The 13157-nt window shown below is 56.8% G+C and carries 15 protein-coding genes; 6 read left to right on the forward strand and 9 right to left on the reverse strand.

All coding sequences use genetic code 11. The features are described 5' to 3' along the window. Positions 1–159: 159 nt before the first annotated feature. The 5 genes from BQ9846_RS05715 (at position 160) to BQ9846_RS05735 (ending at position 4821) form a co-directional block, all read left to right on the forward strand. Entirely contained in the window at positions 160–444 is a 285-nt protein-coding gene (locus BQ9846_RS05715) for a damage-inducible protein J (RefSeq protein WP_075879670.1), read from the forward strand. Further along, a complete protein-coding gene (locus BQ9846_RS05720) occupies positions 441–719 on the forward strand; it encodes a type II toxin-antitoxin system RelE/ParE family toxin (RefSeq protein ID WP_075879671.1) in 279 nt (92 codons plus the stop codon). The genes BQ9846_RS05715 and BQ9846_RS05720 overlap by 4 nt, the downstream gene beginning before the upstream one ends. Positions 720–772: 53 nt before the next feature. After that, the gene (locus BQ9846_RS05725) at positions 773–1363 is read left to right on the forward strand and encodes a DUF4202 domain-containing protein (protein ID WP_075879673.1); all 591 of its coding nucleotides are present in this window, start codon (positions 773–775) and stop codon (positions 1361–1363) included. Between the two features lie 89 nt (positions 1364–1452). Then, positions 1453–4581, forward strand: a complete 3129-nt coding sequence (gene ydiJ, locus BQ9846_RS05730) for a D-2-hydroxyglutarate dehydrogenase YdiJ (RefSeq protein ID WP_075879675.1) — start codon at positions 1453–1455, stop codon at positions 4579–4581. A 33-nt stretch (positions 4582–4614) separates the two neighbouring features. Continuing rightward, positions 4615–4821 carry a DUF2905 domain-containing protein gene (locus BQ9846_RS05735; RefSeq protein WP_075879677.1) on the forward strand — a complete coding sequence of 69 codons (207 nt, stop codon included), beginning with the start codon at positions 4615–4617 and terminating at the stop codon, positions 4819–4821. Between the two features lie 46 nt (positions 4822–4867). Here BQ9846_RS05735 and BQ9846_RS05740 read toward each other — a convergent pair whose 3' ends face one another. The 9 genes from BQ9846_RS05740 to rpe form a co-directional block, all read right to left on the reverse strand. Next, the gene (locus tag BQ9846_RS05740) at positions 4868–5095 is read right to left on the reverse strand and encodes a hypothetical protein (RefSeq protein WP_075879679.1); all 228 of its coding nucleotides are present in this window, start codon (positions 5093–5095) and stop codon (positions 4868–4870) included. 181 nt (positions 5096–5276) lie between these two features. Further along, entirely contained in the window at positions 5277–6080 is an 804-nt protein-coding gene (gene trpC / locus BQ9846_RS05745; protein WP_075879681.1) for an indole-3-glycerol phosphate synthase TrpC, read from the reverse strand. Positions 6081–6225: 145 nt separating this feature from the next. Beyond that, positions 6226–7245 (reverse strand): anthranilate phosphoribosyltransferase, encoded by a 1020-nt coding sequence (trpD, locus tag BQ9846_RS05750; RefSeq protein ID WP_075879682.1) that lies wholly within the window; start codon positions 7243–7245, stop codon positions 6226–6228. A 32-nt stretch (positions 7246–7277) separates the two neighbouring features. After that, the gene (locus BQ9846_RS05755; RefSeq protein WP_075879684.1) at positions 7278–7868 is read right to left on the reverse strand and encodes an anthranilate synthase component II; all 591 of its coding nucleotides are present in this window, start codon (positions 7866–7868) and stop codon (positions 7278–7280) included. A gap of 274 nt (positions 7869–8142) precedes the next feature. Next, on the reverse strand, positions 8143–8571 hold the full coding sequence (locus tag BQ9846_RS05760) for a type II toxin-antitoxin system death-on-curing family toxin (protein ID WP_075879687.1): 429 nt from the start codon (positions 8569–8571) through the stop codon (positions 8143–8145). Positions 8572–8576: 5 nt separating this feature from the next. Continuing rightward, on the reverse strand, positions 8577–8744 hold the full coding sequence (locus BQ9846_RS16760) for a hypothetical protein (RefSeq protein WP_165697902.1): 168 nt from the start codon (positions 8742–8744) through the stop codon (positions 8577–8579). Between the two features lie 209 nt (positions 8745–8953). Continuing rightward, entirely contained in the window at positions 8954–10438 is a 1485-nt protein-coding gene (gene trpE / locus BQ9846_RS05765) for an anthranilate synthase component I (protein ID WP_075881657.1), read from the reverse strand. A 2-nt stretch (positions 10439–10440) separates the two neighbouring features. Continuing rightward, positions 10441–11127, reverse strand: coding sequence for a phosphoglycolate phosphatase (locus BQ9846_RS05770; protein ID WP_075879690.1), 687 nt, complete (start codon positions 11125–11127; stop codon positions 10441–10443). 19 nt (positions 11128–11146) lie between these two features. Continuing rightward, the gene (gene rpe, locus BQ9846_RS05775; RefSeq protein ID WP_075879693.1) at positions 11147–11848 is read right to left on the reverse strand and encodes a ribulose-phosphate 3-epimerase; all 702 of its coding nucleotides are present in this window, start codon (positions 11846–11848) and stop codon (positions 11147–11149) included. Between the two features lie 231 nt (positions 11849–12079). Here rpe and cysP point away from each other — a divergent pair, with 231 nt between their 5' ends. Next, a complete protein-coding gene (gene cysP / locus BQ9846_RS05780; RefSeq protein WP_083651486.1) occupies positions 12080–13150 on the forward strand; it encodes a thiosulfate ABC transporter substrate-binding protein CysP in 1071 nt (356 codons plus the stop codon). Positions 13151–13157 lie beyond the last annotated feature (7 nt).

Below are 13157 nucleotides of genomic sequence, written 5' to 3' on the forward strand. Positions count from 1 at the left end.
GGAAATCAGAAAGTCAACGCCCAGGAAGGTACGTCAAGAATGGCGCCTATTGTAGGCAAAAGCGCTGCGAGGGACCATGGGGTTTCTACAGTGCTCAATGTTGTCAGCAGGGTATTGTGCTAACATTTGTACATACAGCGATGTCGGCAGGAGCTTACCATGGACACCAGAATACAGTTTCGCGTTGATGAAGAAACCAAGCGCTTAGGCCAACAAATGGCTGAAAGCCAAGGACGAACCCTTAGTGATGCCTGTCGTGAATTCACCGAACAGTTGGCTGAGCAGCAGCGTCAATTGCTATCTCATGATGCATGGCTTATCCAGCAAGTACATTTAGCTTTTGAGAAGCTCGAAAAAGGCAGCGCCTCCTTTTTAGATCACGCTACTGCCCAAAAAAAAATGGCTGAGCGCAAAGCAAACATTCGTCTTCAGCACCCAAAATGATTTTATGGGAAGAAGCTGCTCTTGATGATCGGGAAAAGATCTTTGCGTTTCTTTACCGCCACAATCCTGTGGTAGCAGAAAAGACCGATGCCTTAATTGAAGCCAAGGCTGAAAATCTCCTTGATCAGCCATTGATGGGCGTGCAAAGAGATGGCATTCCAGGCAGGTTGCTCATTATCACTGAAATTTCAATGATAATGTCCTATTCACTCGAAGGTTCAACCATCCGCGTAATGCGTGTGCTTCATCAGAGACAAAGATTTCCAAGCAACTGATACCAGTATCTCCTGCAAACAAAACAGCCATCTTCTAGCCGAGCACTATCACCATGCCTTCTGCGTTTGAAGACACTCTCGCTGCCATTGACGCGCTGCACGCTCAAGACCCACGCTCAACCACGCTTGAGGATGGGTCTTCCCTACCTCAAGAGCTCGCTTACGCCCAGCGTATGAGTGCCTGGTTGAATAAAGTACACGATGCGCCCGACGACGTGCTGACATTGGCGGTACGCGCGCAGCATCTGCAGCGCTGGCAAGTTCCCCGGACGGACTACCCAGAGGGGCGCGTTGGGTATTTGACCTGGCGCAAAGACCAAGGCAAACGGGCGGGTGAAACCACCGCGACGCTGATGCGCAAGGCCGGTTACCGCGAAGCCGACGCCGACCGTGTCGCTACGGTTATTGCCAAGAAAGGGCTGGGACGGGATCCCGATGTGCAAGCACTGGAAGATTGCGCCTGCCTGGTATTTCTTGAGAACTATTTTGCCGATTTTTCACGCAAGGTCGCGCACGATCACATGGTGCGTATTGTGCAAAAAACCTGGCGTAAAATGTCGCCGCGCGCCCATGAACTGGCCTTGGCGCTCCCCATGTCGGCAGCGTCCGCCGCTCTGGTGAAAGAAGCCTTGAACGGGGCATAATGCCGCTCCCGAGATGCAGCCAGAGAGTCGCTGCGGTAAAGTAGCGATCTTCCTTTATTGCGCCCCTGGCATTGACGGCTTGTTCACCTATGATTGCATCCTTGGATACCCGTACCGTCGCGCTCAACCGCTTGAGCAAAGAGTATGTCCGTTTTCTCAAAGCGCTCAAGACACGCGGTTTTGAGGGTGAAATCGCCCCCGATTACGCCAATCGCACGGTCATGGCGACCGATAATTCGATCTACCAGCGTTTTCCCCAAGCGGCGATCTACCCCAAGCATGCCGAAGATTTAGAGCGTCTGGCAAAACTGGCCGCGCAAACGTCTTATCGCGATATTGTGTTAACCCCGCGCGGGGGCGGCACGGGGACCAACGGGCAGTCGCTCACCGATGGCATCGTGGTGGATGTGTCGCGTCATATGAACCGCATTTTGGACATTGACGTGGAAAACCGCCGCGTGCGCGTTCAGGCCGGCGTAGTGAAAGATCAGCTCAATGCCGCGCTGAAGCCCTACGGGCTTTTCTTTGCCCCAGACTTATCCACGTCTAACCGCGCCACCATCGGCGGCATGATTTCGACCGACGCCAGTGGCCAGGGTAGCTGCGAGTACGGCAAAACGCGCGATCACGTGCTGGAACTCGATACCGTGCTGCTGGGTGGCGAGCATCTGCACAGCCGCCCGCTTAGCGCGCAGGATGAGCACGCGGCGCGTCAACAAGAGGGTATTAGGGGCCGCGTCCACGCGACCGCCGCCGATATTATTGACGAGCAGCGCGCGCTGATTGAGGCGACATTTCCGCCCCTGAACCGCTGCCTGACCGGCTACGATCTGGCCCACCTGCGCGACGCGAGCGGCGAGCTTAACCTGAATAGCCTACTGTGCGGCTCTGAAGGGTCACTGGGGTTTCTCAACGAAGCCACCCTCAACGTGCTACCGATCCCCAAACACTCGACGCTGGTGAATGTACGCTACCCCAGCTTTATGGAGGCGCTGCGTGATGCCAAAGCCTTGATGGCAAGCTCGGCCAACCCCACGTCGATTGAAACCATCGATGACACCGTGTTGTTGCTGGCGATGGATGATTTCGTCTGGGACAGCGTGGCCGAGTTCTTCCCCGAAAGCGCGGCACCTATTCGCGGCATCAACCTGATCGAGTTTAACGACGACGACCCTGAGCGGCTGGCAAGCCGCGTCCAGGCGTTTACCCGCCATCTTGAGCAAGATACCACGGTTGAGCGGTTCGGGTTTACCCTTGCTGAGGGGCGCGCTCAGATCCAAAAAGTCTACGCCATGCGCAAGCGCTCGGTGGGCCTTCTTGGTAATGTACAGGGTGAGAAACGCCCCATAGCGTTTGTTGAGGATACCGCCGTGCCTCCCGAGCACCTGGCGGATTTTATCGGTGAGTTTCGCGCGGCACTCGATGCCCGCGATCTCTCCTACGGTATGTTTGGCCACGTGGATGCCGGCGTATTGCACGTGCGTCCTGCCATTGATATGAAAGACCCCGAGCAAGCAGCGCTTATTCGCGAGGTGTCCGATGAGGTCGTGGCGCTGACGCAAAAATACGGCGGGCTGTTTTGGGGGGAGCACGGCAAGGGCGTGCGCTCCGAATACGGCCCTAAATTTTTTGGCAAGCTCTACCCCAGCCTGCAGCGCGTCAAGGCGGCATTTGACCCCTACAACCAGCTCAACCCGGGTAAAATCGCCTCGCCGCTCTCACCGCCCCCACAAGATCACGCAGCGGACGGGCTGATCGCCAAAGAGAGCGACCCCGCCCTGCTCACCATTGATGGCGTCACCACGCGCGGCGAGCTGGATCGCACTATCGATGAGCGCGCCTGGCAGGAGTACGACGCCGCGGTCTACTGCAATGGCAACGGCGCCTGCTATAACTATGATGTCGACGACCCCATGTGCCCCTCCTGGAAGGCGACACGCGACCGTGTCCACTCACCCAAGGGCCGCGCTAGCCTCGTCCGCGAGTGGCTGCGCCTACAGCAAGAGGCGGGTATCGATGTGGTGGAGGAGTCGCGCAAAAAGAAAGCGGAAGGGTACATCGGCTTTGTCAAAAGCTTCCCGCGTCGCGCGATCAACACCCTTAGCAAACGTCAGCGGCACGACTATTCTCACCAGGTGTATGACGCCATGGCCGGGTGTCTTGCGTGCAAATCCTGCGCCGGTCAATGTCCGGTCAAGGTCAACGTACCGCAGTTTCGCTCGCAGTTTTTGGAGGTGTATCACGGCCGCTACCTGCGTCCGCTTCGAGACTATTTGGTGGGCGGTACCGAGTGGATGCTGCCGGCCATGAGCCGGATTGCGCCGCTGTATAACGCGCTCCTCGGCCAGCGCTTTGTTGACCGTTTAATGGTGAAAGGAGTGGGTCTCAGCGACTCTCCCTTGCTCTCCCGCGCCAGCGTCAAAAAACAGCTGCGCGCTTGGGGTGTGGCGGAGGCGACGCCGACGGCGCTTTCGCTACTGACCGAACAGCAGCGCGCGCAAAGCGTGATTCTGGTGCAAGATGCCTTCACCACCCATTTTGAGGCGCAGGTAGTCATCGACATCGTCGAGTTACTTTCGCGCCTTGGCCTTCGCGTCTTTGTCATGCCCTTCTCAGCGAATGGCAAGCCGCTACACGTGCAGGGCTTCTTGGGTGCCTTTGAGCGCACCGCTGTTAAACAAGCCAAACGGCTACGCACCCTTGCGCGCTTTGATGTGCCGCTGGTGGGTATCGACCCGGCGATGACGCTGACCTATCGCCAAGAGTATGTAAAATCGCTTGGGGCTGATGCCGTGCCCAAGGTGCTGATGCTGCAGGAGTGGCTGGCCACTCGCCTTCATACCTTAGCCCCGAGTCAGCCGATACACTCGGACCCGGGCTTTAAGTTACTCTCACACTGCACCGAAAAGACGAATGCTCCTGGCAGCCCCAAGGCGTGGCAGCAAGTCTTTGCGGCGTTTGGGCTAGAGTTAGAGCTTGTGGCCACCGGCTGCTGCGGCATGTCAGGCACGTATGGCCACGAGACACGCAATGTCGACACCTCAAAAGCCATCTACGCCCAGTCGTGGCAGCCGCAGGTAGAAGCGAGTCATAACGATGGGAAGTTAATCGCTACCGGCTACTCTTGCCGTAGCCAGGTTAAACGCTTCTCCGAGCAAACCTTGCCGCATCCGCTGCAAGCACTCCTGCAAACGCTAAAAGCAAGCAGTGGTAGCTAAAGCAGGATAAGCCCACAGACCTGAGAGGCCGCTATGTCGAAGACGCTGATCGTGGTGGGATTGATCATCGTTGCCATCGGGCTTTTTTGGCCGTGGCTATCGAAATTACCGCTGGGGCAGCTCCCCGGTGACATTGTGATTCGCCGCGAGAATGCGGCTTTTTACTTCCCTATCACCACCATGATTCTCGCCAGCGTGGTGATATCGGGACTGCTCTGGCTAATCGATCGCCTGGGGTGAGCGCCAAAAGCAGCCCCTGTCGCTAACAAGGCTCGTTATTAGCGGTTCACTTTTTTTGTTTGAGCCGGCGGTGACGCGCCGTGGCATAAAGCACCACGGAAAGCACGCCAATCAACATCATGATCCAACCAACGCTCTCCGCAATGGGTGCCGCGCCACGGGGAACGCCGATGAGAATAATACCACCCAAGACAAAGTTGTAAGCCGCCATGATCAAAAGCACTATCAGGCTCTTACGCGGCTCCTCTTTTACCACCGTTTTGGGATCTTCCATCGATACCTCCCTTGCAGTTTCCATGTGGTCGCCTCAAGAGACGTGGTGACTCTTTGGCTAACGTCAAGTCAACCTTCAGCCCACGCTCCTTTGACGAGGCCATGCGCGTAAAACATCATAGCCTAATGTCCAGTGTAGAAGTAAATCGCGATGTGACCAGAGCCTTGGTCGCTTTGCCACATCAGAAAAACAGTCTTTTCAACGCATTGCCGGGATCTTCTTCGCGCATAAAGACTTCACCGACCAAAAAGCCGTTAATGTTGTGATCACGCATTAGCTCGATATCATCGCGCGTATGGATACCCGACTCGGTAATCACCGTGACATCGTCGGGAATCCGCGGCAGCAAATCCAGCGTGGTATTCAAGCTGGTATCGAAGGTGTGCAAATTACGGTTGTTGATCCCCACTAATTTCAAGTCCAACGCCAGCGCGCGCTCAAGCTCATCGGCGTCGTGGACCTCAACAAGCACATCCATGCCCAGCGCATTCGCCTGCTGATGCAGCTCTTTGAGCTGAGTATCACTCAAGGCCGCCACAATCAGCAAAATGCAGTCGGCGCCAATGGCGCGCGCCTCGGTGACTTGATAGCCGTGGGTAATGAAGTCTTTACGGATCACCGGCAGATCGCAGGCATCGCGCGCCGCAATCAGGTAATCCTCATGGCCTTGGAAAAAATCCGCATCGGTAAGTACCGAGAGACACGCAGCGCCCCCTTCGGCATAGCTTTTGGCAATCTTTGCCGGGTCAAACGCCTCGCGAATGACGCCTTTTGACGGCGAGGCTTTTTTTACCTCGGCAATCACCGCCGCATCGCCCTTAGCGATGCGCGCGTTCAAGGCCCGAATAAAGCCACGTGGGGCGCTCTGTTTTTCCGCGAGTGCCCTCAAATCGTCTTCGGAAACCGCCAGGCGGCGCTCGGCGACCTCTTCGTCTTTGCGCGACAGGATACGGGTTAAAATCGTGGGCGTGGCCTGTTGTGTCATGGGAATCTCTTTTTGCTTGAGTCACGCTGAGAGTGAACGCTTGGTGTTTGCAAAGTCGGTGTTTGCAAAGTCGGTGTTTGAAAACCGGTTTTTTGTAAACCGGTTTTTTGTAAACCGGGTTTTTATAAATAGAGTGTTTACAAGCTCACTGTTTGAAAACGCTGGTGAAGTGCGCAAGCTCTTTGAGCTTTTCCAGCGGCAGTTTGGAGGCTTGGGCATCTTGCGCCACCATGACCCCCTCTTTCAGCGTATCGGCCACCCCCGCGCAGTAAAGCGCAGCGCCCGCATTGAGCGCGACCATATCCGCCGCTGGCCCTTCTCCGCTGAGCGCCGCCTTGACCAAGCGCAGGCTATCCTCGGCGCTAGCGGCTTTTAGCGAGACGAGGCTTTGACGCTCAATACCCAGCTCTTCCGGCGTGATGGTGTACTCGCGAATGGCGCCATCTTTAAGCTCTGCCACCTGCGTGGGTGCGGCCAGCGAAATTTCATCCAGGCCATCCTCGGCGTGTACCACCATGACATGCCGACTCCCAAGATGCTGCATGACCTCTGCCATTAACGGCACCAGCTCAGGAGCGTAAACGCCCAGCACTTGGTTTGGTGCGCCCGCTGGGTTGGTGAGCGGGCCGAGAATGTTAAACAGGGTACGCACCCCCATCTCACGCCGGGGGCCAATCGCGTGGCGCATCGCTGGGTGGTGGTTGGGCGCAAACATAAAGCCCACACCCACGCGCTCGATGCAGCGCGCGACTTGCTCGGGTTTTAAGTCGAGATAAATACCGGCGATATCAAAAAGATCAGCGCTGCCAGAGGAGGACGACACGCTGCGGTTGCCGTGCTTGGCGACATGCGCGCCGGCGGCGGCGGCGACGAAACTGGCGGCGGTGGAGACATTAAACAGGTTGGCCCCGTCGCCACCCGTGCCCACGATATCCACCACGTTGTCGGCGTTAAGTTCAACGCGATTCATCAGCTCACGCATCACCTTGGCCGCCGCGCTGATTTCCACGGCACTTTCCCCCTTCATGGCCAACCCCACTAGCAGGCCGCCAATCTGGGCATCGCTCGCCTCACCGGTCATGATCTGACGCATCAGCGCGTGCATCTGGTCAAAAGAGAGGTCTTCGCGGCACATGACCGCATGAATAGCGTCTCGCATCTGCATGAAAACGTGCGCCTCTTAGTTAAGAATGGCCGTTAAGCGCGCTCAAGGAAGTTAGCCAGTAACGCATGGCCTTGGCGGGTCAAAATGGATTCAGGATGGAACTGAACCCCTTCAATATCGAGTTCGCGGTGGCGAAGCCCCATAATAAGCCCAGGGGTAATATCATCGTCACTCGTCCAGGCGGTGACTTCCAAACACGCGGGCAGGCTCTCTTTCTCCACCACAAGCGAGTGGTAGCGCGTAACTTCTAAGGGGTTTTCAAGCCCGGCAAAAACACCCTGGCCGGTGTGCTCAATCACGGACGTTTTGCCGTGCATGACCTGCGGCGCACGCACCACCTTGCCGCCGTAAACCTGACCAATGGCTTGATGCCCGAGGCAAACGCCCAGAATGGGCAACTTGCCAGCGAAGTGACGAATCACCTCCATGGAAAGCCCCGCCTCACTTGGGGTGCAAGGCCCAGGAGAAATGACCAAATGGGTTGGCGCCAGTGCTTCCAGTTCGGCAATGCTAATTTCATCATTGCGATGCGTTAGCACCTCGGCACCCAGCTCACCGAGATACTGGACGATGTTGAATGTGAAGCTGTCGTAATTATCCAGCATGACTACTTTTTTCGACATAAGCCTTTGAAACTCCTGAAACCGGCTATCAAAAGGCTCATTCGTTACCCAGCCTGTTACCCAGGTTGATCATCGCGCCTTTTGCTAATGCTGATCATTGTAACGCTAGGCGCTGGCTGGTGCTACGCTAACGCCTTTACAGGAGATAACGCCACTGGCTGAATTTTGCAGGCAGTGCGCCCTGGAGATCTTGGGCGAAAAACAAGCAGAACATGCTACCGTTGAGGACGCAGAAGGCGAAACGTAGTGAAAGTCTGAAGGGGCCGGGTCGGGATTAGTGATTTAAGCGCGATGAGTCGTATTCTCGCACCCAGTAGGCGAGTAGGTTTGCTATATCCTCTTCATTATAGGCATGCATGGCCGCGCCTTCCCAGAGCTGCACAATGTCCTGTTCTGGCATTGTTAACTCGTACCCGTTCAGCAATAAAAAACGGTAAACAGCATCCGCCGCAGTGCGCTTATTCGCATTCATAAAGGGATGGTTCTGTACGATACCCAATACGCTCGCCAAAGTGGCCAAATCTTCAGTTTGATTGTAGTACCGATGCATGCAAGGCTTTTGCAGGGCGCTTTCTAATCCACCCTGATCACGGATACCAAAAGGCTCACCCGGGGTGAGCCTTAGCATTTCTTGATTTATCTGTATTAGCTCTGGAACAACTAGGTAGCGGATGCCATCACTCTCTGAACCACAGTCGCTCATGCCGCCTATACCTTGGCAAGCTCGCGGTAAGCATTCTCGTACCGCTCCAGCGACATTTTCCCGGCTTTTTCGAACTGAGCCTGCTTATCCCCAAGGCACGGACGCGCTTTCACTTGCTCACCCTCCTTACGTGCAGGAATGATAAGACGCCCCTGTTTAAGCAGTGCTGACATGGTGACCTCCAAAATTCTCTTTCATCTGAAAAAAGCCCCTAACGAGTTCGCCAGGGGTATTCAGATGACACATTAAACGTACGCCTCAGATAAAAATTATTCAACTCATTAATGGCGGGGATTACTACCGAGCCGCAACCTAACGCTCCTGGGTCAATCACTAAAGGCATAGCCATGATACTGCAACGCGGGCGCAGCGTGCAGGGGCGTTAAAGATTATCCAGCCCGCGTTCGGCCATCGCCACGGCACGGAACAGCGCACGCCCTTTGTTTAGCGTTTCCTGCCACTCCATTTCTGGCACCGAGTCCGCCACGATCCCGGCGCCTGCTTGAACGTGTACTTGACCATCTTTGATTACCGCGGTGCGAATGGCGATGGCGGTATCCATATTGCCGTGCCAAGAGAGGTATCCCACCGCGCCCGAGTAGATGCCCCGCTTGACCGGCTCGACCTCATCGATGATCTCCAGCGCGCGAATTTTCGACGCCCCGGACACCGTGCCCGCCGGGAAGGTCGCGCGAAGGGCGTCCATGGCCGTGAGCCCGGGTTTCAGCTTACCGGTGACATTGGAGACGATATGCATCACGTGCGAGTAGCGCTCCACCACCATCTGATCGGTGACCTCGACGCTGCCCACTTCGCTGATACGGCCGACATCGTTGCGGCCCAAGTCGATCAGCATCAGATGCTCGGCGCGCTCTTTGGGGTCGGCCAAGAGCTCTGCTTCCAGCGCCTTGTCTTCCTCTTCGGTTTTCCCCCGTTTGCGCGTACCCGCAATCGGCCGCACCGTGACCTCGCTCCCTTCGGTGCGGGTGAGGATTTCCGGTGACGAACCAACGACCTGATGATCATCGAGGTTGAGGTAGAACATATACGGCGAAGGGTTAAGGCTTCTCAGCGCGCGGTAAAGATCCAGCGGCGCGGCCTGATACGGCGTCGTCATGCGCTGAGAGGGCACGCACTGCATAATGTCACCCGCGAGTACGTACTCTTTTATTTTCTCCACCGCCGCTTTAAAGCCCTCCTGGGTAAAGCCGGAGTCAAAATCACTCTCCTCGACCGCACTGCGCCCCGTGCCACCGCCTTGTGGACGCGAGTAGGCATCGCGCAGGCGGCTTTCCAGATGCTCAAGATGGCGCTCGGCCTGCGCCAGCGCATCCGGCACGTCCGGGTCGGCGTGGGTCAAAAGCGTCAAGCGTCCCGACAGGTTATCGAACACCACCAGATCGTTGCACACCATCAGCAGGATATCCGGCACGCCGATAGGATCGGGCTTCTCCACGCCGCGCAGGCGGGGCTCGATATAGCGGATGGTGTCATAGCCAAAATAGCCAACCAAACCGCCATCAAAACGCGGCTGATCATCCAGTTTGGGCACCTTAAAACGCGCCTGGAACTGCTCAATCCAAGTTAAAGGATCGTCCACCTCGGTCACGCCCTGACTCTGATCATCCTTGATATGGTGAACGTTAAACCCACGCACTTCGATGCGCTCGTGACACGGCAGCCCGATAATCGAGTAGCGACCCCATTTCTCCCCTCCCTGCACGGATTCCAGCAGAAACGTCCAAGGCGTGTTGGCGAGCTTAAGGTAGGTGGAAAGCGGGGTGTCCAGATCCGCCAGTACGTCGCGGGAAACAGGAATGCGGTTGTAGCCCGCCTCGGCGAGCTCGGCAAAATAGTCCGGGGTCATCATCAGGCTTTCCCTGTCGTTGAACAAAGCAGATCGCTTAGGGTATCGAGTAGCATATCGGGATGGCTATCACCTATCGGCTCGCCGTGGTTATAGCCGTAGGGCAAAGCGAACGTCGTGAAGCCCGCTGCCTTACCGGCCTCTATATCGTGGCGCGAGTCCCCCACCATGGCGCACGCCCTCGCCGGAACGCCAAAACGCTTGGCGGCGTGCAAAAGCGGCAGCGGGTCGGGCTTTTTACGTGCCAGTGAATCGCCCCCTAGGCACAGGTCAAAATACGCCGCGAGCCCAAAGTGCTCAAGAATGGGAGCGATAAAGCACTTGGGCTTGTTGGTGACCAGCACCAGTATCAAACCGGCCTCTTTGAGGGTGGAGAGCACCTCGGAGGCACCGGGGTAAAGCCGCGTTAGCCGGTTAGGCGCCTCGGCGTAGTGGGCTAAAAAACCTTGATAGCTGCGCGCCTGCACCTCTTTGGAGGGCGCCTCATTCAGCGCCCAGGTAAGGGCTCGCTGCATCAGTATGGGGGCACCGTTGCCCACCCAGTCGCGAACGTGCGCCTCTTCAGGCGGCGTTAAGTCTTGGTCTTTCAGTGCTTTTTGTACCGCCACGGTAAGATCCGGCACGGAATCGATCAGCGTGCCGTCCAGGTCGAACGCGACCAACCGCTTATCCTTGAGCCATGAATGCACCGCGCTCCCCTCCCTTTTGCTAGCGCGCGGCGCTTTCGAGTTTGGCGCGCATTTCTTGGATCACCGTATCGTAACCGTTGGGGTCACCGGATTTGAAGGCGTTAAAAATCGCCGACCCCGCCACAAACGTATCCGCCCCGGCGGCGGCGACCTCGGCAATATTGTCCACTTTGACACCGCCATCCACTTCCAGGCGAATATCGCGCCCGGACGCATCGATTTTGGCCCGCGCCTCGCGCAGTTTGTCCAGTGTCCCGGGAATAAACGCCTGGCCACCAAACCCGGGGTTAACGCTCATCAATAGCACCATATCGACTTTATCCATCACATAGTCAAGATACGACAGCGGCGTGGCGGGATTGAACACCAGCCCCGCCTGGCATCCGCCGTCGCGGATAAGCTGCAGCGAGCGGTCGATATGTTCGGACGCTTCAGGGTGGAAGGTGATCATGCTCGCCCCGGCATCGATGAAATCGCCAATCAGCTGATCCACCGGCTTGACCATCAAATGCACGTCGATAGGCGCGCTCACGCCATGATCGCGCAGCGCCTGACACACCATCGGCCCAATCGTCAGATTGGGCACGTAGTGGTTATCCATGACATCGAAGTGAACCCAGTCCGCTCCCGAAGCGAGAACGTTATCCACTTCCTCCCCTAGGCGGGCGAAGTTCGCGGAGAGAATCGAAGGCGCTATCACAAAATCGCGGGAGGTCGTCATGAGGGAAACCTTGTCTAGCCAAAAAAACGCATGATACCAGAGCCAAGCCCCTCGGTTCTGCGTTTGCTATCGCATCGCGCCTATATACCCCACGGCGTAACACCCAACGCCGTACACATATATTCTTAAATAGAATATAAATCACGATTGTAATTCCACAAATGCAGGTTTACCCTTTCCTATTATTAGCCTGAGCACGTCAGGCCCACACGCTATCAAAGGAGCCTCATCATGCTATTCCTCAGCAAACCGCTATCTACCAAACAGCTCCCCACCCGCAAAAAACGTTTATGGGGTAAAAACCTTGGTCGCAGCGTCTTCGCGCTGGCGATTGCCGCTAGCGCCTCCACGACCGCCGTGGCACAGGAAGCGCCGCGCGAGCTATTGAACTCGTCTTACGATATCGCCCGCGAGCTTTTCGCGGCGATCAACCCAGAGTTTGAAGCCTGGTGGCAAGAAGAGCATGGCGAAGCGGTTGAGGTAAGCCAGTCCCATGGCGGTTCATCCGCCCAGGCGCGCGCCATTTTGCAGGGTTTGCGCGCGGACGTGGTGACGTTTAACCAAGTGACCGACGTGCAAGTGCTCGCCGATGCCGGCCTAGTCGCGAAAGATTGGCAAGACGCCTTCGATAACAATGCCTCGCCTTACTACTCCACCACCGCTTTTTTGGTGCGCGACGGCAACCCCAAAGAGATCGACAGCTGGGAAGACCTCGCCCGTGACGATGTCGAGATCGTTTTCCCCAACCCCAAAACCTCGGGTAACGGGCGCTATACCTACCTTGCCGCCTGGGGTTTTGCCGAGCAGCAGTTCGACGGGGACGAGGAGCAGATTCATGACTTTATGCGCACCTTCCTGAGCAATGTCGTGGTCTTCGATACCGGCGGCCGTGGCGCCACCACCAGCTTCATCGAGCGCGGCATGGGCGATGTCTTGATCAGCTTCGAATCCGAGGTCAACAACATTCGTGGCGAGTACGGCAGCGACGACTACGAAGTCGTGGTGCCGCCGGTGAGCATCCTAGCCGAATTCCCGGTGGCCGTGGTCGAGGAAAACGCCGAGCGCAACGGCAACGAGAAGCTGGCGCGTAGCTACCTGGAATACCTCTACACCGAAGAGATGCAGCGTCTGCTCGCCGGCTTTAACTACCGTGTGCACGACGAGGACGTGGTGGCCGAGTTTGCCGATCAATTCCCCGAGACCAAGCTTTTAGAAGTCGAAAATGTCTTTGGCAGCTGGGATAACGCCATGGAAACGCACTTCGGCAGCGGCGGCCTTCTCGACCAGCTCCAGCGCCGTTGAGGTCACC

The sequence above is a fragment of the Vreelandella massiliensis genome (genome assembly GCF_900155385.1).
Taxonomy (GTDB): domain Bacteria; phylum Pseudomonadota; class Gammaproteobacteria; order Pseudomonadales; family Halomonadaceae; genus Vreelandella; species Vreelandella massiliensis.